Source organism: Mucilaginibacter sp. OK268 (assembly GCF_900103125.1).
In the GTDB taxonomy this organism is placed as follows: Bacteria; Bacteroidota; Bacteroidia; order Sphingobacteriales; family Sphingobacteriaceae; genus Mucilaginibacter.
Map to the genome: position 1 here is coordinate 988,316 of NZ_FNJV01000002.1, position 23,070 is coordinate 1,011,385.

A 23,070-nucleotide genomic window follows, 5' to 3' on the forward strand; every position below is an offset into this window, starting at 1 on the left:
CAGCTATCTTTAAGCATAATCAATCTATTATGTTTAATTACAATAGCGACTTAGAAGCGATTTTATTATCAAGAGTAAATGCAAAGCTTTTAGTCGGTTATCTTGGCGGAGCCTTTAGCCCCCAAAAGGATAAGCTTTATGCAGCCACATTGGTTGATATAAGCACCATTGATTATGACGATTTCGCTTATTTACATGAACAAGTAAATGGGCACTCCATTACAAACTTTGATCCTGAATTAACCAAGAAATACATTTCAAATAATTCATGGCAATATAAATCGACAGAGGAATGTATAGAAGAAGGCATTTACCAGTATTTTTCCATAATATTTACAGGCATTTATTTTGAACAGCAGTGGTTCATTATAAAAGAATTGTGCTTTTATGGTGATTTAAAACCCGAACGAGATATTAAAGAAAATATTATAAAAATAACTGACTATGAGAATTTTTGGGAACAATCAATTTTCAGACCCCAGGAACCGCTCACGATTAACCGCGATGGTGAAACAATTACCATACGCCGTGTTGAGATGGAAGAGTTTAAAGATAACCCAAGTCTGGTTGCTCTTTTAAAACAAGGAAAAAAAGAAAAGATAAACCGCCTTTATAATAATTACATAGAAGCCGAGTTTATTGTCCCATTTTTTGAACGTTTAAGGATTAACTATTCGCAACAATATCAAGAATTTGAGGCTCTACGTGTTGGATATACAACGATATTTCCAGAACATAAAAGCTACACCTTGTTTTGCAGTCTGGTTAAGGATGCAGATAAAAATTATGCTCTTTATTACTTTCTTTTTGATACCCGGACACGAAAGTTTTATAGATGGACCTACTTTACTCCTATCGGTTTCGATTTTAGTTTCTTTTACGGACAGCTTATCATCGACGATCTTAAACAAATATCCCAATGGAATGATATCGATTTTCTTGACTCATCATGCACTATGGACGACGAAGCTTTTTGGGATAATTACGTATTTGCCCGTAACGGTAATCATTACACTTTTTTAGAGGAGCTTTAGCCTCTATTTAAACCGGATAGCTTTTACCGGTGATATTTTGCTAACCAACATAGAAGGGATGATGAGCACCAGCAGGCAAATAACCAGCGTGCCTAAATTCAGTAATAAGATATCTGTAAAATTAAATTCTACAGGGACAAAGGTCATGTAATAAGATGCCTGGTCGAGCTTAAAGAAGTGGGTTTGCTGTTGAAAAAAACCTAAGCCCAGGCCTAAAGCGTTACCCAACAGTAATCCTAAGCCAATAAGATAGGTCGCGTTAAATAAAAACACTTTTTGGATGTTCCAGTTAGTGGCGCCCATGGCCTTAAACATACCGATCATCGAAGTACGCTCCAGGATCATGATGAGCAATGCCGATATCATATTGATCACGGCTACCATCACCATCAGCACCAGCATCACTACAGAATTTACATCCAGCAGGTTAAGCCATTCAAATATGGCAGGGTAGTCCTCACCTACAGTATAAGAGCGTAGTTTTACCGGCAGTATCTCGTCGAGCTTGTTGGCGGCATAGTCTACCCGGTCAAAATCCGACACGTGTAATTCATACTCTCCAATTTCGCCGGGTTTCCAGTTATTAAGCCGGTTGATCAATGATAAGGAACCGATCACAAAGGTTTTATCCACCTCTTCCACCCCGATACTAAATATCCCTTTAATTTTAAATTGCCGTTTACGCAGTGGTTCCTGAACAAAATACATCAACAGCTTATCTCCTACTTTTAATTTCAGACGATCGGCTGTAGTTTGCGATAGCATGATCTCCTTTTGCGCTTCTACCGAATCGGTAAAGTTGATCACATCGCCAGCTACCATGGTCTTTTTAAAATAGCTCCAGTCGTAGTTTTTATCAACACCTTTCAGTACCACACCTTCTATTTCATTATTCGCTTTAATGATACCCGGCTTGGTAGCAAAAGGCATTACCCTGGTGATCAGTGGACTTTTCATCGCCCGGTCTTCAAATTTAGGATCAGCTATGAAAGGAGAGCTTTCGTAGGAACTGTTCAGGTCGAATTTCACCACCCGAATATCACCGGCAAAGCCACGGATCTTTTCACGGATCTCGCGCTTGAAGCCTTTCACAATGGCCAGCGAAAGTATCATCACCCCTAAACCCAGCATAATACCTATGATAGCAATGCGCACAATCAGTTTTGAAAAGGTGCGTTTTGACTTAAATGTTATCCGGGCTGATATAAAAGAGGCGAAACTCAATGCAGAATGATTTTTTGTACCTTCGCAAATATGCGGTTTTGCTACTAAACCTGCTACTTTAAAAATTGTTTAAACATAATATTTTATGCTAAGAACACGTATTTTTTTGCAATGTGCTTTTATTACGGTTTTATGGGCAAGTACGGCGTGCGGTAGCCCGGCTGTTTGCACCAATTGCGACTCATCAAAAATCAATTCGGGCGAAAAAATAATCCCCGGAATAATCACCGGTGCTGATCAAATTCCGTTGTATATTAACTATCTTAAGGGAAAAAATATTGGGATGGTGGTAAATCAAACTTCTGTTATTGGCAAAAATTTAAAGTCGAGCGTGGATAGTTTGCTGCATGCCGGTATTACTATAAAAAAGGTATTCGGACCCGAACATGGTTTTAGAGGGAATGCCAGTAACGGCGCCAGCGTAAGCGATGATGTAGACGCCAAAACGGGCTTGCCGGTGATATCTCTGTATGGCAATAAACACTATAAACCCACCTCCGAGGATCTTAAGGGGCTCGACCTCATGATATTTGATGTGCAGGATGTGGGCGTTCGTTTTTACACTTATATATCAACCCTGCATTATGTGATGGAAGCTTGTGCCGAAAACAATATTGAGCTCCTGATACTGGATAGGCCCAATCCAAACGGCTACCTGATTGACGGCCCCATATTAGATACCGCCAATGTGCCCCGTGCCTTTGTAGCCATGCACCCTATCCCTATTAGCCATGGTATGACCATTGGTGAATACGCCCAAATGATTAACGGCGAGGGCTGGTTAAAAGATGGCCTGAAGTGCAAACTAAAGATCATCAAGGTGGCCAACTACAAACATTCTTTACCATACAAGTTACCGGTAAACCCATCGCCCAATTTAAATACCGATCAGTCCATTATCTTATACCCAAGCGTGTGCTTATTTGAGGGTACAACCCTAAGCCTGGGGCGCGGTACGTTTTTCCCTTTCCTGGAGGTAGGCCACCCCTTGTTAAAAGGAAAATATACATTTTCGTTCACTCCCTTAAGTATTAAAGGCATGAGCGAGGATCCGCCGCAGAAAGACAAAGAATGCTTCGGCGTGGATCTGAAAGGACAGAGTACAGATATGATCAGGAAAAAAGGCCGTCTTGACCTGTCCTTATTGATGGAGCTATACAAAGCCTTTCCGGATAAGGCACACTTCTTTAACGCCTACTTTACCAAACTTGCCGGCACCCCCGAATTAAGGAAACAGATTGAAGCGGGCAAAACTGAGGCAGAGATCCGCAAAAGCTGGGAGCACGGCTTAAATAAGTTTAAGACCGTAAGGCGCAAATATTTATTATACGAGTAAGATAGTATCAAGTAGCTGGGATTAGTATCAAGTAGCTAGTATCAAGTATCATGACTTTTAAAAGAACGTTTCATAAAAACAAAATCTTGATACTTGATACTAGCTACTTGATAATCAAAATGATACTAGCTACCTGATACCAATAACGATACAAAAAGGAATAGCATGAGAATTGTATTTATGGGTACCCCCGAGTTTGCTGTTGCATCATTAGATGCACTGATTAAAGCAGGTAGCGACATTGTAGGCGTGGTTACCGCTCCTGATAAACCGGCTGGTCGCGGGCAAAAGGTAAGCGAATCGGCGGTGAAACAATATGCGGTAGCCAACGGACTGAAAGTGCTGCAGCCCGAAAAGCTAAAAAATCCGGAGTTTCTGGCCGAACTGAAATCGTTGCACGCAGATCTGCAGGTAGTTGTAGCATTTCGTATGCTGCCCGAAGTAGTTTGGGCCATGCCGCCAAAGGGTACCATCAATTTACATGCTTCGCTTTTACCACAATACCGTGGCGCGGCCCCTATTAACTGGGTGCTGATCAACGGCGAAAAAGAAAGTGGTGCTACTACCTTTTTCCTGAAACATGAAATTGATACTGGCGACGTGCTGTTTACCGAAAAGGTAACCTTAAACGGTCATGAAACGGCTGGTACATTGCACGACTGGCTCATGAACAAAGGTGCCGGCTTGTTGGTTAAAACTGTAAAAGCTGTTGAAAGCGGTCGTTACCACGAGCACCCGCAAACAGCTCTGCTCACCGGCGAAGAGCTAAAACACGCACCTAAAATTTTCAAAGAAGATTGCCTGATTGACTGGACACAACCTGCACAAAATATCTACAACAAAATACGCGGACTTAGCCCTATCCCTACTGCTTATACCGAACTTAACGGTAAAGTTTTAAAGATATATGGTTCTGAACTGCAAACGGAAGTACCCGCCATACAACCCGGAGACTTCCTCACCGATAACAAAACCTACCTGAAATTTGCCGCCAAAGATGGTTTTATCAGTTTGACCGACATTCAGCTGGAGGGTAAAAAACGCATGGGTATTGAAGATTTTTTGAGAGGAATGAGGTTGTGATATGAAATGAACAAATTGCAAATCTTTAATAATATGCTTAAATTTATAGTATGAAACTTGCAGAGTTAAAATCAGAATTTCACAATCTTATAGATCAAATAGATGATCCTGAAATGCTGTCGCAATTTTATGATGTGATAACTCAATCTTTACAGCCTAAAAATTCTGTATGGCAAGCTTTAACTCCACAACAACAACAGGATATTTTAACCGCTTATGAAGAAAGTGAAAACGAATCTGATCTGATTTCTTTATCTGCGTTAAAATCCAAATACAAGGAATGTAACCACCTTTGTCATCTTGAGTTATAAAATCCCGTACCTTTAAGGGTGCAATGACGTGTTAAATTAAGGTACCAATTCAATTTTATAAAATATGTCATTGCGAGCGATAGCGTGGCAATCTCTTCACATTCTCATCGGTAAGAATAGCTACGAGATTGCTTCGTCGTTCCTTCTCGCAATGACATGATGGAGACACGTCATGGATAGGAACAAAGGATCTGTTTGTAAACTGTTCTTATTGTAGAATAGATACTTCGCTGCGCTCAGTATGACAAACAATTTTATTACCCCCCATCAACCCAAAGTCAAAATAAAATAAACACTTCATTAATAATCACCACGTTTGCTATTTTTGCGGCCACAAATTTTATTATCCATGGCCAATTACAGCGACAAAATTACCCAGCTTAAATCCGAGATCCAGCCTTTGCGTGAGCAATTGATACAGCACGAGCTTTATAAAAACATCAACTCTGTAGAGGAGCTTACCGTTTTTATGGATCACCACGTATTTGCGGTGTGGGATTTTATGTCGCTGTTAAAATCGTTGCAACAAAAACTAACCTGTACGATTACGCCATGGATGCCTACCGGTAACTCCAACACCCGTTACCTGATCAACGAAATTGTTACCGGCGAGGAAAGTGATGTAGACGAAGCTGGTAACCGTACCAGTCATTTTGAGCTGTACCTGCGTGCCATGCAGCAGGCCGGCAGCCAGGCTGTTGCCATCAACAACCTGTTCAATGAACTTAACTTTGGCAAACATATAGACGAAGCCCTCATCATTGCCGATATCCCGGTAGCGGCACGCAACTTTGTACAACACACTTTTGAAGTGATCGACAGTCCTAAAAATCATGTGCAGGCAGCTGTGTTTACTTTTGGCCGCGAGGATCTGATCCCCGATATGTTTGTAAGCATCGTAAAAGAATTGAGCCAGCAATTGCCCGGCAAGGTTGATATTTTGCTATACTACCTGGAACGCCATATTGAAGTTGACGGTGATCACCACTCGCAATTAGCCTATCAGATGACCGCCGAATTATGCGGCAACGACGATACCAAATGGCAGGAAGCAACAGAATTCGTAAAAGAAGCCCTGCAAACCCGTATAGCCCTTTGGGATGGTATTTTGGCAGCAATAAAAGCACCGGTATCTTCCGAGTTATAAGTTTCCTCCACGTCATTGCGTAGCAATCCCCAACTATACAGAGCGGCTCTGCACATCGGGGATTGCCACGCTACGCTCACAATGACGCGCTGTTTTTAACGTTGGCTATGCCCTACAGCTTATTCAACTCATCCATCAGCACCTTGCTGATGCGGTTAAAATAGCGCCGTACGCCAAAGCCCATTACGGTTTGGATGCCGCGGGTTGCATTGGTTAAAAACACCTCATCGGCCTCGTACAAAATATCCGGGTTTATCTGTGCTTCGGTAACCTCAATGTTATTTTCCTGGGCCAGTTTGATCACTACCTGACGCATCACCCCTTCCACACAGCCTTCGCTTAAAGCCGGGGTATATAAATGATTCTGATAATAGACGAATATATTGGAGCTGCTGGCTTCGCACAGAAAACCGTTTTGGTTGAGCAAAAAAACATCGTCCAGCTTGTTCTGGGTTTTATAGATACCCGCCATCACATAAATAAGCGAATTACAGGTTTTGATGTTGGACAGATAGTTTGACGGTTTAGGCAGCTCGGTAAACACATCCATGATCAGACCTTTTTCATTCAAAAAATAACGTGGCTCTTCGGATGCGGTAAGCTCCAGGCAATAACCCATTTTATTTTGCGAAGGAGTATATAAACCTTCGGCATCACGGTAAACAGTCAAACGCAGGCGGCCATGTTTTACCTTACTCCGTTTAGCCAGCTCTTCAGAAATATCCTTCAAAAACCAGGCGTCCATTTGTGAGTAGCCGTCAATTTTAAGCGCCTTCATCCCCCGTTGCAGTCGGTCGGCATGCTGGTCGGCAAATTTGAGCTGCCCCTTCATTAAGCGCATACTTTCAAACAAACCATCGCCATACTTAAAAGCACGGTTGGCTATAGTAAGCAGCTGGCTGTTTGCCGGAATTATATCTCCATTAAAATTGATTAAAACGGGTATCATTGTAAGATAGATATGAGATGTGAGATATTAGATTTGAGATTTTGATACATCTTTTATTTTTCAATTCGCGTACATGGGTTTATTGTCTAACGTCTCATACCATTGTAAGGAAGATATGAGATGTGAGACATGAGATATGAGATCTCTGTTGAAATTTACATTGTGATTGTTTCATTTTGTTTTTTCTCATATCTCACATCTAATTTCTCATATCTTTATCCGTGTATTTACGCCATTTTTGGAGCACAGCTTCAAAATCGGGCGGCAGGGGCGATTCAAAAGCGATCTGCTTTTTTAATGTCGGATGTAAAAAGCCCAGTGTTTGCGCATGCAGGGCCTGCCTCGGCATCAGTTCAAAGCAATTTTCAACAAACTGTTTGTATTTGCTGAATACCGTACCTTTCAAGATCTTATCACCACCATAAGTAGCATCGCTGAATAAAGGGTGACCAATATGTTTCATATGTGCCCTGATCTGGTGGGTACGCCCGGTTTCCAGCTGACATTCGATCAGCGTAACATAGCCCATGCGTTCCAACACCTTATAATGGGTTACCGACCACTTTCCTTTTTCAGGATCATCATATATCGACATCACCCGCCTATCGTTCACACTGCGGCCAATATAGCCTGTTACCGTGCCGTCCTGCTCCAGATCGCCCCAGGCTAGTGCGATATATTTACGGGTAATGGTATGATCAAAAAACTGTTTGGCCAGCCAGTTCATGGAGCGTTCGTTCTTGCTAATAAGCAACAAACCCGAAGTATCCTTATCAATACGGTGAACTAAACCTGGCCTGCCATCGTTACCCGGCAATGTTGGCAGCTGCTGAAAATGGTAAACCAACGCATTAACCAATGTACCGGTATAATTATTATAACCCGGGTGCACCACCATACCAGCGGCTTTATCAACCACCAGCACATCGTCATCTTCATAAACAATATTGATGGGGATATTTTCTGGGTAAACCTCGGTATCACGCGGCGGATGTGGTAATACTACCGAGATCACATCAAGCGGTTTTACCCGGTAGCTCGATTTGATGGGCTTATCATTCACCAGCACATTTTCCAGCTCAATAGCGTTCTGGATGCGGTTGCGCGAGGCATTCTCTACCCGGTGCATCAAAAATTTATCAATACGCAACAGGGATTGCCCTTTGTCAACCACAATGCGTAAGTGCTCAAATAAGTCCTGTTCTTCCTGCTCTATAAGCTCGGTATCGTCTGCCATTTGAGGGCAAAAGTAATCGTTTTTTGTCGTAGTAGTAGCGGGTATCAAGTAGCTAGTATCAAGTATCAAGATTATTAGCGACTTTAATGTATGTCGCCTTACAACCAAAATCCTGATATTTGGTAATCGGTATCGAGTACTTTGACATGAAATCTTGATACTTGATACTAACTACTTGATACTATAATGGATATCGATCTCGAAATTTTTAGCCCGGTTCAGCCTATCAGCAACCCGCTGTTTGATGCGCACGGTGTAAAGGTTTTTTTAAAACGCGACGACCTGATCCACCCCATGATATCGGGCAATAAGTGGCGTAAATTAAAATACCTGCTTAAAACCGCTCAAAGCCAGGGCAAAAACCACCTGGTAACCTTTGGCGGCGCTTACTCCAATCACTTACTGGCTACCGCTGCGGCCGCTGCACGTTTCGGATTTAAAGCTACCGGTATAGTACGCGGCGAAGAAGTAAATAACGATACCCTGTTTTTATGCAAACTGCATGGCATGCAATTAATATTTACCGACAGGGATAGCTATCGCGATAAAGCAGCCTTGTTTAATCAATATTTTGGAGATGATAACGACGCCTTTTTTATTGACGAAGGCGGCGCATCGCCGGAAGGCGCATTAGGCTGTAGTGAACTGCTTGATGAGCTTACCGAAACTTACGATCATATTTTTTGCGCCTGCGGTACAGGTACAACGGCTGCAGGTATTATCAATGGCTTAAGCAAACATCAGCTTAAAACCCGGTTTAACGCGGTTCCTGTTTTTAAAAACGGCAGTTTTATCCGGGATGAGATCAACCGCTTCCTGACCACACCTGCAGACTACCATCTGCATACAGATTATCACTTTGGTGGCTATGGCAAAGCCGATGCTGAATTGGTCAGGTTTATAAAAGAATTTGTAGCCGCTAGCGGTGTCGTGATCGAACCGGTGTATACCGGCAAAATGATGTACGCGCTTTATGACCTCATTGGCAAAGGGCATTTTGAACCCGGCAGCAGGATCCTGGCTATCCATAGCGGGGGCATCTGGGGTTTGCTGGGCATGAAAGATAAATTTTGATCACAAAAAAATGCCTGGCTCCGAAACCAGGCATTCAATTTAGAATTAATATACGAAATGGTTTAGTTGCCTACTGTAAAGGCTTCCCATCCCGAGGCTGTAGCACGGTTACAGGTCATGGCCTGGGTTCCGTTTTCGCTGCTGATAAATTTGCCGTTATTTCCACGCAGGGTTACTTTGCCATCGGCTGCAACTATCCAGTCGAATTTTTCCCAGTCGCTCGCCGTTGCGCGGTTACAAGTAATAGCCTGGGTACCGTTTTCTGAGGATACGAATTTGGCTTTGCTGCGCAGGGAGATTTTGCCGCCGCCTGCATCTATCACTGTAAAGTGTTCGGTGTCACCAGCTGTAGTACGGGTACAAGTCATGGCCGTAGTACCGTTCTCGCCGCTCACATAAGCATTATTAAATCCTTTCAATGATATAACCGAACCTATTGGTGGGTTTCCGGTTGGAGGAGTTGTACCGCCGGAAAGCTGATCATAAATAGCCGATAGCAATGAATTAGCTCCGGTAGCATCCTGAGATAGCTCCCACATCATAATACCACCACCCTGGCTAAGGGCCAGTGAAGTTTTGCTTTTAATAGTAGGGATCCCGTTATAGCCTATGCCGTTCCAGGTATCTGAGTTAGGGCTGCCACCGCCTGCCAGGATATCGGCATAAGAGGTATAAGGTTCCCTACCGTAAAAAGGCACACCCAGTATAGCTTTCGCTTTTGGCAGGCCCCGGCCAATCCAATAATTCAACGATGTTTGAGCTAATGAATATGGAGAGTGGTTAGGTCCGTCGCCATCGTAAGCCATCAGGTTCAGGAAATCAACATAACCAAAAACATTGGCGTTGATGGATGAACCGTCGCTTGAAATTACGGCCGCGGTTAACAATTTACCCTGTGCATGTAAAGCATTGCTAAGGGCCAGCATCAGGGCCGAATAATTATTTGCCGAAGCGCCGTCGTTAGGGTATTCCCAGTCAATATCTGCTCCATCCAGGTTATACTGGTTAACCATGTTGAGTACGTTGTTAACAAAGGTGGTACGGGTACCTGAATTGGCAGCAAGGGATTCAAAGCCGCTGTCGTCGCCGTTATTCCATCCACCTATCGAGATCGATACTTTAACGCCATTGGCGTGAGCGGTGCTTACCAGGCTTTGTAGTTTTGAAACATTGTCAATGGCACCTAATCCGCCAGATCCATTAGGTATTACAAACGCGTAATTGATGTGGGTAAGTTTGGAGTACTGCACCTGGTTAACAGCGCCTGCCCAGCTGGGCAAATAACCTACAACTTTAAAGCCCGCAGGGATGGCCGATGTACCCAATGGCCTGTTGGGCGCATCGGGCGAAGGTGTTGGAGCAGAAGGTGATAAGTTATTGTCTTTTCGACAAGAAGAAAGTGCCAGAAGCACCGCCGCCACACAAAGCAGCAGGAACGAGTTAAACTTTGTTTTCATAAATGAATAGATTAGTGGTTAGTTAGATATAGTTAATTAATACCGGCGGTGAGTCGCCGGTATTAATTATTGGTCATTTGATTAATTCCCTACGGTAAAGGCTTCCCATCCTGAGGCAGTAGTACGGGTACAGGTCATGGCCTGGGTACCGTTTTCGCTGCTGATGAATTTGCCATTATTGCCACGCAGGGTTACTTTGCCATCGGCTGCCACTATCCAGTCGAATTTTTCCCAATCGCTGGCTGTGGTACGGTTACAGGTGATGGCTTGAGTGCCGTTCTCTGAGGATACATATTTACCCATACTGCGCAAGGAGATTTTACCTCCACCTGCGTCAATCACGGTAAAATGCTCCCAGTCGCCAGCTGCGGTGCGGGTGCAGGTCATGGCTTGCGCACCATTCTCACCGCTTACAAACGCGTTGTTAAAGCCCTTGAGGGATATTACGGTACCTATCGGCGGGTTGCTGCCTGTTGGAGGTGTTGTACCGCCATGTGCAACGATCACATTGTGAATAGTTGATAACAAAGAGTTTACCCCTGTTGCATCGCCGGCCAGTTCCCATATCATCATACCGGCAATTCCACGGTCAAAAGACAAATTGGTTTTGTTGGTAATAGTAGGGATACCGTTATAGCCATAGTTTTGAAAAGTATCTGAATTTGGACTGCCGCCAAGGGCCAATACATCATTATAGTTTTTGGTGATGTAATCGCCCCTGTTGTCGCGTGCATAGAAAGGCACACCCAAAACGGTTTTTTCAAGCGCTAAACCGCGACCACTCCAATAGTTCAGACAATCCACTGCTGATTGATAGGTGGAGTGCTGAAAGTTATTATCATCATAATCCATAATATTTAACCAGTCAACAGAAGTCATAGTAGTGCTGGTTACATAAGTAGCCCCGGTTGAAATAACAGCTGCACTGCATAATTTCCCGATACCGTGCATGGCATTAGCCAGCGACTGCATCATCAAAGCAAAGTTATTGGCTTCGGTGCCAGCCGATGGGAATTCCCAGTCGATATCTACACCATCCAAATTATTCTGATTTACATAGTTAACCATCGTATTAACAAACGCGGTACGCAAACTGGCGCTTGCCACTATGGTATGAAAAGCATCACCGCCGCCACCGCCGCCAACAGCAATAAGCGCCTTTACATTGTTATTATGCGCCAGTGTGGTCATGCTGGCCAATTTGCCGGGGTTATCAATGGAAGTTAAGCCCCCGCTGGTTGTAGGCGAAATGAAGGCATAAATAATATGTGTCAATTTACTATACTGAATGGCATTTACATCGCCCTCCCAACTGGGTAAATAGGCTACTACTTTAAATGTGGTAGCAGTTACCGCGTTAGTGCCTTGTTTGCCTAGCGAGGCATCGTTGTTGTTTACAGGCGCAAAATCGGCCCGGTTATCCTTTTTACACGATGATAAGGCAAATAATACCGAGAAGACTCCGAGGAGCAGGAAAGAGTTAAAATTTAATTTCATAAGTTAAGAGTTAAGTGGTTAATATGTATTTATGATTGGTTTGTTAAGTTTTTTCAACAAAAAGGCACCTGCCCAACAGGTGTTTATAGGCTTATAAATATCAAATGATGATATCAATAGTTATAGTAATAAGTAATTCAGGGTATGTTTTACGAAAGTAAATCTAATGTAATATTTTATTATAAATAGCTTAAAAACAGCACAATACGCTTAAACAACAAGCATTGTAGTGCTTTTGTAGGGTATCATTATGATAAGCATATTATAAATATTAATGAAAAATATTTTTCCTGATACGCTTCGCTCACAGTTTACTTTTTAGTTAAACGTGAGGCATCAGGAACAGGAAATCAATATTGGTTGAGGGGAGTAATAGCCTATCAAAAAATAGTCGCCCAAACAGGCTGTCATGCTGGAGCTCCGTCGAAGCATGGAGGGCAGGCCTCTACGCTCGACCCTTCGACGGAGCTCAGGGTGACACTCTCTTTGTTAAAGGTTGTCACGCTGAACGTTTGAAGCATCTGTTGTGCGATATGTATGTGGAAGAAGATCCTTAGTTATAACTCAGGATGACATGCCCCCTCATGTCATTGCGAGGAGGAACGACGAAGCAATCTCCTCGCGTTCAATATACAAGCGAGGAGATTGCCACGCTGCGCTCGCAATGACATATTGTCGAATCAATAAACATTGCTTTCAGGCCTGGCTTGCTTTAATGAGGTCAGCAGAAAACAAAAAAAACCGCCCTCTTTGCAGAGAACGGCTTACGTAAGATCAGTAATAGTTATTTAGTATTATCACCAGGGAATTTAACTCCCCTGTAGCTGGAAACATTGGCCAGCGGTATCGACGCGTTATATTGCTTATTAATAGCTTTAATAAATTCATTGGCCACAACGGCATAACCACGTGGAGTGAGGTGTATCCCATCCAATGAAAATATACCGCCACTGATAAAGGCAGAGCTCAGATTCACGCCGTCAACTACCAGACCATGGGCTTTTACATCGTTCAAAAAGGCATAGGCATCAAAAATGGCCAGGCCTTTTGATGAGGCCACAGACTTAATAGTTGCATTGTAGGCATTCACATAATCCTGGGTCATTGCTACTTCGCCCTGGTCAAGCACATATTTATCCTCAATAGGGGTAAGTGGCGTTAAACCATAAGGCAGGTTCCCGGCCGCGGCAACTGGCTGCCCCATCATACTGGTTGGAAAGCTAAGAATGATAAGATCTGCCGCCGTAGCTATCCTTGCCGAATGAGAACCATCCGAATTAAGCGCGTTAACATACAAAGCCTTTGCTGCCGGGTTTACCTTTTGTACGCCGGCCAAAATAGCGCCAACCGTTACGGTGGTAAAATAAGGCACCGCGACAACATCCGGAATGGTAGCTACCGCACCTTTTTGACCACTTTTGGTCAGTTGGGTAATAGACAGGTTATACAATTGCGAAAACAGGGCTTTATCGGTCAGTCTAAGGTTGGGATCAGCGCCGCCGGTGATGGCATACAGCAGGGCATCATTATTACCCAACCAGTCGGTAAAAAACGTGTAGGGCTTGGCCGTAACAAAATCAAGGTAAGAAGTAGTATTGGTTGGCGAATTGCCAGGCAGCAAGCGCTCAAAATAACCACTTAGGTTACCATAAGGAGCATAAGTGATCTGCTGTAGCTTAATCAACGGTACCCCATAGTTATTGATATCGCCGGTGTATTTGGTATATAGAATTACGTTTCCAAAACCAGGTACAGTTATCTGACCGCGTATAGCCAGATTTGAGGTAACTTGCTCTGTTTTAGGCGTGCCATCTGCATTGAAACCAACTAATCTTAAATAGCCAGATCCATTAGCCTGATCGGTACTGAACAGTGGCTGGGTAAATGTACCGCCGCCTACTTTTTGCATTTGCGCCGCAATAATGCTTGGGTATGAATTTAACTGGCCTTCCCGGTATAAGCCGCCATCGGCATAGCCTGCGGTAAGCGAGTTGCCCACCGAAATGTATCTTGTAAAATCGGCCGTTCCACGCGAAGGCGCCGGCGTATTGATACTGGTTTTACAGGCGCCAAAGCCCAATAAACCCGTAACTAAAAGTATATGTAAATATGATCTGTAAGTTTTCATTTGATTAGAATTTTAAATGTTACCAGTGATAAGCAAGCGATAAACCGGGGATATAAACATTGGTTTTAAACGTTCCCGATAACTGCGACTCGATATTTGTTTGTGTGCGCGCATCAAGATGTTCGTACTCAAATGAAACATCCAGATCAAGGCTTTTGGTTACTTTATAACCTAAGCCGGCTGTTAAATAATAACGATTGGCATCCGGTGCTTCCGGTGTAACATAGCCATCCTTAACCGCTGTAGTTACGTAGCCGCCACCGCCGCGTACAAATATTTTATCAGTGGCTTTATATTCGGCGCCTGCCCTGTAACTCCATCCGTTTTTATAATTACGCGGCGAATAGGTATCCTGCAATGTCGGGGTGTTTTTGGCATAATCAAACCCAAGCGTTTTGTACACATCCCATTTGGTAAAATTCACATCTACTGCCACAGTCCATTTGTTTGATGGCTTGTACCCTAAACCGATGGAAGATGTGGAAGGCAAAGGAAGTGTGGTAGTAAATGTATTAGGCTGTGGAAAATTGGGTTGTATAGAGCTGGCCACTTTAAAAATAGCATCACCATTTTTCACAGTAGTATTTACCTGCGAACGGTAATCAAGCCCGATGGTTAAACCAACATTTGTTTTTATAAAAGCACCCGCGTTCCAGCCAAATCCATGACCGCTACCTTTCAATTGCGCCTGTCCATCGTTACCCGAAGCGTCCGTCACCGGAATGGCCCTTGTCAGGTCAACCGTACCATGGTTATAAACAAAACCGGCACCCAAACTCAGGAAATCGGTTACTCTATAACTCAGCGTTGGTTGAAAATAAATAGCCTTGAGGTTAAGGCTTTCGAGCGAATACTTTCCTGCCCAGTCTTGCCCCCAGTCGGTTAAGCCGCCATAAGGAGTATAAACGCCTAAACCAATCTTCCAGCGGGCATCTTTTGGCCCCCAAACACCGTAAGCCGTAAATGGCGTAGCTATTTTGTTTTTGGTACGATATTGATCTGTAGAACCACTCGGGTTAAAATCCGATTTAAAAAGCAGCGGACTCATGCCGGCCTGTACATAATTTTGTGGCAGCATAGCAACAGCGCCAGGGTTAAATAATACGGAAGCACCATCCTGCAGCAAGCCGGTTCCGGTATGGCCCATACCGATCTGTTTCTGTCCGTGAAGGTTAACCTGGAAACCCTGGCCAAATGCAATAGCAGGCATTATTGCAAATAGCAATAGTATAAGTTTTCTCATGAGTAAAATATAATTGGTTTATAATATGCCGCTTGCTTTGAGAGAACAATACGGTATTTATTTAAAAAAATAAAATTAGGAGGCTTTGAAAGGAAAAAAAGGGCTATAATGCGGAGGTATTGGTCAAAAAGTCGGAGAAAGTTTAATTGATAGTATAATTAATACCGATACTATTAAATATTATTACCGTTTAATTAACAGTTTTCATCAATTATTAGACAATAAAATTATATCTTTCCGTACATGAATAAGAATGCCAGATATGTGAGCAAGAAGATCGCTCAGCTTAGCCTTTCCAAATTTGCCGACCTTTACGCAGATAAACTGGTAAGCCCTGAATTTTTTATTGCCGACGAAAAGCAGTTACTTAGTTTAAGCGAATATCCTTACCGTTCCGACGGTTACATTATAGGCATCTGTACCCGTGGGCATGCCCTGGTTGAAGCCAACCTGCAGGTTTACGAAGCTAAACCCGATGCCATGCTGCTGGCCACCCCTTTTCATATTTTAAGGATCTATAACAGCAGTGATGATTTTTTATGCCGGTTCATTGTTTTCTCCAAAGCTTTTTTAACCGAAAACAATGTGAGCAGCCATTTCCTGGAGTCCTTCAGTTATTTTAAAAGCGCCTCGCTCCCGGTTATCTATCCCGATCATGAAGACGCTAAAATGCTGCTGGATATTTACCTGTTGATGCAGCAAAAGCTGGCCCGCGAGACTCATCCCTACCGGATGGAGATATCCAGGAGCATGTTAATTACCATGCTGTACGAGGTGGAATCTATTTACGAAAAGCAGCATGTGATGATCAAAGGCAAGCAAACCCGCAAGCAGGAACTAAATGTACTGTTCCAGGACCTGGTTTTTCATCATTATAAAGAACACCGCAACGTACAGTATTATGCCGATTCGCTGTATGTATCGCCTAAACACCTTACCGAAACTATCAAAGAAGTAACCGGCCGCACCGCAGGTGAATGGATAGACGATGCTGTTGTATTGGAAGCTAAAGTATTGCTCCGCAACCATGATATCAGCATTGCCCGCGTAGCCGAAGACATTCATTTCCCCGATCAATCGTCCTTTGGCAAATACTTTAAAAAGCACACCGGGATGTCGCCGTCTGACTATAGGGTGGTCACCGGGCATTAGGAATTGTCTGAATCAGGATTTCCAAAATTTAAGAATTTGCAGAATTTCGTCTCTTTAGGGTCTCTTATAGAGAACCCTTGGAATGGTTTACATGTAAACCCATAATACGACGATGAAATTTATTTAATTTATTGATTATCAATTACATAATAAATTTTAACCATGAATTATGTAAACCATGTAAACCCACTTTTAACGCCCTGTTAGGGTCACTTACCATTCGCCAATCCATTCCATTTCCGACTTTTTGACCAATACCTCCGCATTGCTGCCCTTTTTTTCGGCGGGTAAGGCTTCTAATTTTACTCCTGATTATAAAACCAACAATTATAGTATCAAGCAGTTAGTATCAAGACTTTGCTTTACTTGTAAAAAATATTAAGGGTCATTTTAAAAGTCGTGATACTTGATACTAAAACTTGATATTAATTGTAAAAACTTCATAACTATGAGTGAGACTGAATCAATAAAAGCCTTAAAAGGAGGTGAGTTCCTGATCAGGGAAACACAGGCTGATAGTGTTTTTATTCCGGAAGAATGGAACGAAGAGCAATTGATGATCGCGGAAACCTGCACCAATTTTCTGGCTCAAAATGTAGCACCCAATTTAGCCCGTATTGACGACCAGGAAGAAGGTTTAATGCCCCATTTGATGGAAGAAGCCGGTGCGCTTGGTCTGTTAAGCATTTCTATTCCTGAAGAATACGGCGGCTTTGGTAAAGATTTTAAAACATCTATGCTGGTTACCGAAAAACTGGGTGCGGGCAATTCATTTTCCGTAGCTTTTTCGGCCCACACGGGTATCGGTACCTTGCCTATTTTATATTATGGCACCGATGCGCAGAAAGAAAAATATATCCCCAAACTGGCCAGCGGCGAGTGGAAGGGCGCCTATTGTCTTACCGAACCGGGAGCTGGCTCTGATGCCAACTCGGGTAAAGCACGCGCAAAACTTTCTGCCGATGGTAAATATTACCTGCTCACCGGTCAAAAAATGTGGATTACCAACGCAGGCTTTGCCGATATTTTTACCGTGTTCGCCAAGATTGATAACGATGAGAACCTCAGCGCTTTTATCGTAGAGAAAGGCTTTGAAGGCTTATCCCTCAACACCGAAGAACACAAAATGGGTATCAAGGGCAGCTCAACCCGCCAGGTATTTTTTAATGACTGCAAAGTACCGGTTGAAAACCTGTTATCCGAAAGACAGAATGGCTTTAAGATTGCGGTTAACATCCTGAACCTGGGTCGTATTAAACTGGGCGGGGCCACTGTTGGCGCCAGTAAAGAAGTAATCACATCGGCTATCCGCTACGCCAATGAGCGTGAGCAATTTGGCCGACCTATCTCTAAATATGGCGCTATCCGCTATAAACTGGCGCAGCAGGCTATCCGTACTTATGCTTCTGAATCGGCTATATATCGTGCCAGTCAGAATATGGAAGAGGCTACCGAAATGTACGAAGCATCGGGCATGGATGCCATCCAGGCTAAACTTAAAGGTACCGAGCAATTCGCTATTGAAGCGGCCATTATCAAAGTACATGCTTCCGAAACACTGGATTATGTGGTTGACGAAGGTGTACAGATCTACGGCGGCATGGGTTACAGCGCCGAAGCGCCGATGGACCGCGCGTACCGCGATTCGCGCATCAACCGCATATTTGAAGGCACCAACGAAATTAACCGGATGCTTACCGTGGATATGATGTTGAAACGCGCCATGAAGGGTGAACTCGACCTGATGGGCCCCGCCCAGAAAGTAGCCGGCGAACTGGTTAGCGTACCCGATTTTGGCGGATCTGATGATGAGGGACTGTTCACTCATGAGAAAAAATATATTGCCAATTTCAAGAAAGCCATTTTAATGGTTGCCGGTGCGGCAGTACAAAAACTGATGACCCAATTGGGTAAAGAACAGGAAGTACTAATGTACCTGGCCGATATGCTGATTGAGCTTTACGTGAGCGAATCATTACAGCTGCGTGTTGAAAAACTGGTCAACCTGAAAGGCGAAGACGCGGTTAAAGAACAGTTGGATATTATGCGGGTTTACATCAATGATGCAGCCTTCAACATAGCCAAAGCGGGTCGCGAAGCTATTAACTCATTTGCCGATGGCGATGAGCGCCGGATGATGCTGATGGGCCTTAAACGCTTCACCAAAACCGAAGATATCAATACTACCCAGGCCCGCAGAAACATCGCGGCCAAATTGATCGAAGAAAATAAATATTGCTATTAACGAAAACCCCGACCTCTCCAGAGGAAAGGGAGTGCTATGCACTCGACGCTTCCCGACAAGAGGATTCAGGAGTCTCCCCCACCAGGCCGGTGGGGAGGCTCGCAGGGGCTTGCAATGAGATACAAGAGTCAAGATATGAGAACCAAGATTTAAGAATCAAGACTACCACAGTAAAATATGCTATGATTTTTTTCTTGACTCTTGAATCTAATCTCTTGACTCTTAACTCCTGATTCTTGACTCTTATCTCTTGATTCCAAATCCACATAACTTAACAAAAAAACATGAAGATATTAGTGTGTATAAGCCAGGTGCCGGATACCAGCACCAAAATTGTACTGAAAGATAATAATACCGCTATCAATAACCAGGGTGTTACGTATGTAATAAACCCTTACGACGAATGGTATGCCCTGGTGCGTGCCCTTGAACTGAAAGAAGCAGGAATTGCCAGCGATATACACCTGATAACCGTGGGCAAGGCAGATACTGAGCCGGTGATCCGCAAAGCGCTGGCATTGGGTGGAGATGAAGCTATCCGGATAGATGCCGACAGCCATGACCCTTACGAAACCGCCAATTACATAGCCGAATATGCCAAAACCGTGGGATACGACCTGATCCTCTGCGGCAAGGAATCTATAGATTATAACAACGGAGCCGTAGGCGTCATGCTGGCCGAACTGCTGGATACAGATTACATCGGCTTTGCAACCGATATCCAGATAGATGGCACTACAGCCACCGTAAAACGCGAAATAGAAGGCGGCGAAGAAACAGATACCTGTAGCTTGCCTGTAGTGATCGCCTGTCAGAAAGGCGTTGCCGAAGCCCGTATCCCAAATATGCGGGGTATTATGGCTGCCCGTACCCGTCCGCTTAAAGTGGTTGCACCGGCAGCTGTTGGCTCAGTAACCGAAATTCTATCATACGAACTGCCACCAGCGAAAGCCGGTATCAGAATGGTTAGCCCGGATAATATGGATGAGCTGGTGGAGCTGCTTCATGCCGAAGCCAAGGTGATATAATTAATTATTAATCGCCTCACCTAAACGACGAAGTCTTCATGTAATAATCCTCTCCAAAGGAGAGGATTATTAAAAAAAATTCTTAGAACCCTCTCCTTTGGAGAGGGCAGGGTGAGGTCTAAAACCTATAAAAATGTCTGTAATCGTATTGGTAGAACATACCGAAGGAAATATAAAAAAGAAGAGTTTGGAAGCTGTGCAGTATGCTGCCGGCATCGCCCAAAAAACGGGGACAACGGTAAGCGCCGTGGTATTAGGCACTCTTGCCGGTACTGAAATGGAAAGCCTGGGCCAGTATGGCGCTCAAAAGGTATTACACGTGGCCGATGCCCGCCTGGATGAATTACACGCCCGTGCGTATACCAGCGCTTTGCTGGCTGCCGCTCAAAAAGAAGGCAGCAAGATCATCATCGCTTTGCATGATATTAATGGTCGCGCTGTTGCCCCACGCCTATCCGCCAAATTAAAGGCCGGTTTGGTAGCCGGTGCGCTCTCCTATCCCGATCTGGATAAAGGATTTGTGATCAAAAAGGCGGTATTCTCGGGCAAAGCTTTTGCCTTTGTGAATATCACCAGCGATGTAAAAGTGATCACCCTGATGCCCAACACTTTTCAATTAAATAAAGGTGAGGGTAAAGCCACTATCGAAAAACTGGATGTAAGCTTTGGCGATAAAGATTTTGGGGTAAAGGTTAAGGAAGTTAACCTGATCAAAGGCGAGATCCCGCTGGCTGATGCACAGCTGGTAGTATCCGGTGGTCGTGGTATGAAAGGTCCCGAAAATTGGGGACTGATCGAGAACCTGGCTAAAGAACTGGGCGCAGGCACCGCCTGCTCGCGCCCCGTAGCCGACGCGCACTGGCGTCCGCACCATGAGCACGTGGGCCAAACCGGCGGTACGGTAAGGCCCAACCTGTATATAGCCGTAGGCATTTCGGGCGCTATTCAGCATTTGGCGGGAGTTAACGGTTCAAAAACTATCGTAGTGATCAACAAAGATCCGGAAGCCCCATTTTTTAAAGCGGCCAACTACGGTGTAGTGGGCGACGCGATGGAAATTTTACCACGTCTTACCGAAGCGGTGAAGAATTTTAAGCAAAACCATAAGTAAGAGCCTCGTCCCTTTTGGAGAGTAATAACCAAGGAAAAGACATAACAAATAAAATAAATAAAGGGGTGTCACCCTGAGCTCCGTCGAAGGGTAGAGCGCAGAGGCTTACCCACCATGCTTCGACGGAGCTCAGTATGACAGCCCTTTTTAAACAGCTGTCTTTTCATGGGTTATTACTTTTTGGAGAGGATGTAGGTGAGGCTAATCCACATTAAATAATAAAAAGATGAATGTTTATTATGAAGGTCAGGTGATATGGGCGCAATTAGACGCCAATCAGCACATGCGACACTCGGCGTATGCCGATGTGGCAGCGCAAGCCAGGTTAAACATGCTCGAAAGTCTGGGCTCGATGCCCAACAAGCTTTTTGAACTTAAAATAGGCCCGGTACTGTTTAAGGAAGAGCTTAACTATCTGCGCGAAATAACCATTAATGATAACATCAAAGTAACCTGCGAAGTGATCAGCTCCCGGGCCGATGGCTCGCGTTGGGCGTTCCGGCAGGAAGTATACCGCGGCGATGGTATTAAAGCTGCTGTGATCATGGTGCAGGGCGCCTGGATTGATACCGTAAAACGCAAACTGACCCCATTGCCTGCCGAACTAGGCGAGCTATTTATCAAAGCACCCAAAAGCGACGATTATGTGGAAGAACTCCCGAAATCGCAAAATCAAAACAAATAGATATGGATCAAAAAGAGATTTTTGAAAAAGCAGTAGCTGATAGTAAAACTTTGCCCGTCAAACCCGATAATGAAACGTTGCTGCGCTTATATAGTTTATACAAACAAGCCACCGAAGGCGATATCAACACTGATAACCCACCGGGCATGTTCGACTTTGTGGCCAAGGCTAAATATGATGCCTGGTTAAATTTAAAAGGGGTTACGGCCGATGTTGCCAGTCAGCAATATATTGATCTGGTAAAGGAATTGTCAGGAAAGTAAAGTGGCGTAAAAAAATCACGAAAAACACCTATCTTTAAATAAACCAATTTATAGCAACACAAATAGAAATTTCCGAAATTTTGACAAATGTTTCCGCCATTTGGCCCTTTGTTAAGCTTCGCTAAAAAGGATATTTGTTTACTGTAAATGAGAGTCAGGAATTAAGAACCAAGAATCAAGAGAAGGACATAATCAGCAAATTACTGTTTGTCTTAATTCTTGATTCTAATATCTTGATTCTTTAAATAAACCAATACTAAATTATTTTTTTAACCCTGTCGCTTAATTCTGTTTGTCTCCTGCAAAAGAGATGCTGATTCGCCGTTGTATACATCGTGATTTGGCAGCTTTGAAAGACATATTTGATTATTCGACAATAGCATCAAAAAAAACCATGTCATCACCTAAAAAGCATTTCGCCCGTTTCGTATTAATCCTGCTTACTGTAGTATCCGTGAATATTGCTGCCAAAGCCCAGACCGATAAAATTGAGGGACTGTGGTACAACGATATCAAAAGCGCCAAAATACAGATCAGCAAAGGCAGCGACGGTAAGTTTAACGGTAAAATAATATGGCTTAAGGAACCGCTCAAAAACGGCAAACCTAAAGTAGATGACGAAAACAAGGACGAAAAACTGCGTACCAGGCCCATCATAGGTTTACACATCCTGGAAGGCTTTGTACCCGATGGTGACAACAAATATACCGATGGCAAGATCTACGATCCTAAAAACGGAAAAACCTATTCCTGCAATATCACTTACAAAGGCAAAACATTATCAATCCGCGGCTACATCGGCGTATCGCTGTTTGGCCGCACAACAGTCTGGGAACGGGCGGAATAAATAACGAAAAAGAGATAAG

At 43.7% G+C, this 23,070-nt stretch carries 20 protein-coding genes; 13 read left to right on the forward strand and 7 right to left on the reverse strand.

The genetic code is table 11. The features are described from left to right. Nucleotides 1–29: 29 nt before the first annotated feature. Nucleotides 30–1,034, forward strand: a complete 1,005-nt coding sequence (locus BLR84_RS09830; RefSeq protein ID WP_090467328.1) for a hypothetical protein — start codon at nt 30–32, stop codon at nt 1,032–1,034. A gap of 3 nt (nt 1,035–1,037) precedes the next feature. Here BLR84_RS09830 and BLR84_RS09835 read toward each other — a convergent pair whose 3' ends face one another. Further along, nucleotides 1,038–2,258: an ABC transporter permease gene (locus BLR84_RS09835; RefSeq protein ID WP_090467330.1), complete on the reverse strand. Its 1,221-nt coding sequence runs from the start codon at nt 2,256–2,258 to the stop codon at nt 1,038–1,040. Between the two features lie 85 nt (nt 2,259–2,343). Here BLR84_RS09835 and BLR84_RS09840 point away from each other — a divergent pair, with 85 nt between their 5' ends. The 4 genes from BLR84_RS09840 to BLR84_RS09855 all read left to right on the forward strand — a co-directional run bounded on the left by BLR84_RS09840 (nt 2,344) and on the right by BLR84_RS09855 (nt 6,135). After that, nucleotides 2,344–3,594, forward strand: a complete 1,251-nt coding sequence (locus BLR84_RS09840; RefSeq protein ID WP_090467332.1) for an exo-beta-N-acetylmuramidase NamZ family protein — start codon at nt 2,344–2,346, stop codon at nt 3,592–3,594. Nucleotides 3,595–3,759: 165 nt separating this feature from the next. Continuing rightward, nucleotides 3,760–4,677, forward strand: coding sequence for a methionyl-tRNA formyltransferase (gene fmt, locus BLR84_RS09845; protein ID WP_090467334.1), 918 nt, complete (start codon nt 3,760–3,762; stop codon nt 4,675–4,677). 50 nt (nt 4,678–4,727) lie between these two features. After that, nucleotides 4,728–4,988 carry a hypothetical protein gene (locus tag BLR84_RS09850; RefSeq protein WP_090467336.1) on the forward strand — a complete coding sequence of 87 codons (261 nt, stop codon included), beginning with the start codon at nt 4,728–4,730 and terminating at the stop codon, nt 4,986–4,988. Between the two features lie 349 nt (nt 4,989–5,337). Next, nucleotides 5,338–6,135, forward strand: coding sequence for a DUF3050 domain-containing protein (locus BLR84_RS09855; RefSeq protein WP_090467338.1), 798 nt, complete (start codon nt 5,338–5,340; stop codon nt 6,133–6,135). Nucleotides 6,136–6,247: 112 nt separating this feature from the next. Here BLR84_RS09855 and BLR84_RS09860 read toward each other — a convergent pair whose 3' ends face one another. Together BLR84_RS09860 and BLR84_RS09865 are read right to left on the reverse strand one after the other, a co-directional pair. Next, nucleotides 6,248–7,084 (reverse strand): aminotransferase class IV, encoded by an 837-nt coding sequence (locus BLR84_RS09860; protein WP_090467339.1) that lies wholly within the window; start codon nt 7,082–7,084, stop codon nt 6,248–6,250. 199 nt (nt 7,085–7,283) lie between these two features. Next, nucleotides 7,284–8,321 (reverse strand): RluA family pseudouridine synthase, encoded by a 1,038-nt coding sequence (locus BLR84_RS09865; RefSeq protein WP_090467341.1) that lies wholly within the window; start codon nt 8,319–8,321, stop codon nt 7,284–7,286. A 186-nt stretch (nt 8,322–8,507) separates the two neighbouring features. On the opposite strand from BLR84_RS09865, the gene BLR84_RS09870 reads away from it, so the two are divergent. Next, nucleotides 8,508–9,395 carry a 1-aminocyclopropane-1-carboxylate deaminase/D-cysteine desulfhydrase gene (locus BLR84_RS09870; protein ID WP_090467343.1) on the forward strand — a complete coding sequence of 296 codons (888 nt, stop codon included), beginning with the start codon at nt 8,508–8,510 and terminating at the stop codon, nt 9,393–9,395. A 62-nt stretch (nt 9,396–9,457) separates the two neighbouring features. On the opposite strand, the gene BLR84_RS09875 is transcribed toward BLR84_RS09870, so the two are convergent. The 4 genes from BLR84_RS09875 to BLR84_RS09890 form a co-directional block, all read right to left on the reverse strand. Then, nucleotides 9,458–10,852, reverse strand: a complete 1,395-nt coding sequence (locus BLR84_RS09875) for a glycosyl hydrolase family 18 protein (protein WP_090467345.1) — start codon at nt 10,850–10,852, stop codon at nt 9,458–9,460. 81 nt (nt 10,853–10,933) lie between these two features. After that, the gene (locus tag BLR84_RS09880) at nt 10,934–12,349 is read right to left on the reverse strand and encodes a glycosyl hydrolase family 18 protein (protein ID WP_090467347.1); all 1,416 of its coding nucleotides are present in this window, start codon (nt 12,347–12,349) and stop codon (nt 10,934–10,936) included. Between the two features lie 784 nt (nt 12,350–13,133). Further along, nucleotides 13,134–14,477 carry an SGNH/GDSL hydrolase family protein gene (locus BLR84_RS09885; RefSeq protein ID WP_090467349.1) on the reverse strand — a complete coding sequence of 448 codons (1,344 nt, stop codon included), beginning with the start codon at nt 14,475–14,477 and terminating at the stop codon, nt 13,134–13,136. Between the two features lie 19 nt (nt 14,478–14,496). Then, nucleotides 14,497–15,720 carry an OmpP1/FadL family transporter gene (locus BLR84_RS09890; protein WP_090467351.1) on the reverse strand — a complete coding sequence of 408 codons (1,224 nt, stop codon included), beginning with the start codon at nt 15,718–15,720 and terminating at the stop codon, nt 14,497–14,499. 243 nt (nt 15,721–15,963) lie between these two features. Between BLR84_RS09890 and BLR84_RS09895 the strand changes: the two genes are divergently transcribed. The 7 genes from BLR84_RS09895 to BLR84_RS09930 all read left to right on the forward strand — a co-directional run bounded on the left by BLR84_RS09895 (nt 15,964) and on the right by BLR84_RS09930 (nt 23,051). Then, nucleotides 15,964–16,872, forward strand: coding sequence for a helix-turn-helix domain-containing protein (locus BLR84_RS09895; protein ID WP_090467352.1), 909 nt, complete (start codon nt 15,964–15,966; stop codon nt 16,870–16,872). Nucleotides 16,873–17,320: 448 nt separating this feature from the next. Further along, nucleotides 17,321–19,117 carry an acyl-CoA dehydrogenase family protein gene (locus tag BLR84_RS09900; protein ID WP_090467354.1) on the forward strand — a complete coding sequence of 599 codons (1,797 nt, stop codon included), beginning with the start codon at nt 17,321–17,323 and terminating at the stop codon, nt 19,115–19,117. A gap of 284 nt (nt 19,118–19,401) precedes the next feature. After that, on the forward strand, nt 19,402–20,145 hold the full coding sequence (locus BLR84_RS09910) for an electron transfer flavoprotein subunit beta/FixA family protein (protein ID WP_090467358.1): 744 nt from the start codon (nt 19,402–19,404) through the stop codon (nt 20,143–20,145). A 133-nt stretch (nt 20,146–20,278) separates the two neighbouring features. After that, a complete protein-coding gene (locus tag BLR84_RS09915) occupies nt 20,279–21,256 on the forward strand; it encodes an electron transfer flavoprotein subunit alpha/FixB family protein (protein ID WP_090467360.1) in 978 nt (325 codons plus the stop codon). Nucleotides 21,257–21,482: 226 nt separating this feature from the next. Beyond that, entirely contained in the window at nt 21,483–21,941 is a 459-nt protein-coding gene (locus BLR84_RS09920) for an acyl-CoA thioesterase (protein ID WP_090467362.1), read from the forward strand. Nucleotides 21,942–21,943: 2 nt separating this feature from the next. Then, the gene (locus tag BLR84_RS09925; protein ID WP_090467364.1) at nt 21,944–22,204 is read left to right on the forward strand and encodes an acyl-CoA-binding protein; all 261 of its coding nucleotides are present in this window, start codon (nt 21,944–21,946) and stop codon (nt 22,202–22,204) included. 394 nt (nt 22,205–22,598) lie between these two features. After that, nucleotides 22,599–23,051 (forward strand): DUF2147 domain-containing protein, encoded by a 453-nt coding sequence (locus tag BLR84_RS09930; protein WP_090467729.1) that lies wholly within the window; start codon nt 22,599–22,601, stop codon nt 23,049–23,051. Nucleotides 23,052–23,070 lie beyond the last annotated feature (19 nt).